This is a genomic window from Bartonella sp. MR110HLJHH (genome assembly GCF_042194225.1).
Lineage (GTDB): Bacteria > Pseudomonadota > Alphaproteobacteria > Rhizobiales > Rhizobiaceae > Bartonella > Bartonella grahamii.
On sequence record NZ_JBHIMQ010000090.1, the window covers coordinates 1 to 757 of the forward strand.

A 757-nucleotide genomic window follows, 5' to 3' on the forward strand; every position below is an offset into this window, starting at 1 on the left:
TCGTGGGAGCGAGTTGTCGAACTTTTTGATGCACCCGACAGTTTATTTTATTTAGACCCGCCTTATCTTGTGAAGAAGAAATGTTACAGCTCTGGGAATTTTGTTGAAGATGATTTTGTGAGTATGGCAAAAGTTCTCAAAAGCATTCAAGGCAAATTTGTTTTGAGTCTCAATGATTGTGATGCGGTTCGAGAGATCTTTAGGGATTTTGACTTTTTAGAATTAGAGACCCTTTGGACATCTGGTTTTGCTAAAAAACCACCCCGAAAAGAACTCTTGATTCGTAATAATTGAAGAAAATCATAAAAAGATTTGTTAGAATCAGAAAAAATATTTCTTCTCTAATAGGACTTTTTTTGATGCTTACACCCTTTGGTAAAATTTTACGTAAACTTCGCGTTGATCACTCAGAACGCCTCTTAGATATGGCTAAGAAATTAGACATATCTGTAGCATTTTTATCTTCTGTAGAGATTGGAAAAAATCTGTTCCTGTAGGATTGGAAGAAAAGATCATAGAGCTTTATGGTTTAGATAAAGCTATGGCTTCTCTCTTAAAAAAAGAAGCCTATTCGTGTCGAAAAAGCATCATAATAAAACCTTCTACTCCGTTGCAACGTGAAACTGTTGTTGCGTTTATGAGGCTTTTAGATGGCTTACATCAAGAAGCGTTAGCAGACTTCAAAGAAACATTAGAAACATTGTGCGAAGCGTGCTTTATAGAGAAATGTTAGAAAATCCTATTCCCTAACTTTTAT

The 757-nt window shown here is 35.1% G+C and carries 1 protein-coding gene and 1 pseudogene; both read left to right on the plus strand.

From position 1 onward, the window contains the following. A partial coding sequence (locus ACFIKB_RS09510; protein WP_375653515.1) for a DNA adenine methylase occupies positions 1–294 on the plus strand: 294 nt, incomplete at its 5' end. A gap of 65 nt (positions 295–359) precedes the next feature. Beyond that, positions 360–733: pseudogene (locus ACFIKB_RS09515) on the plus strand (XRE family transcriptional regulator). The last annotated feature ends 24 nt before the right edge of the window (positions 734–757 follow it).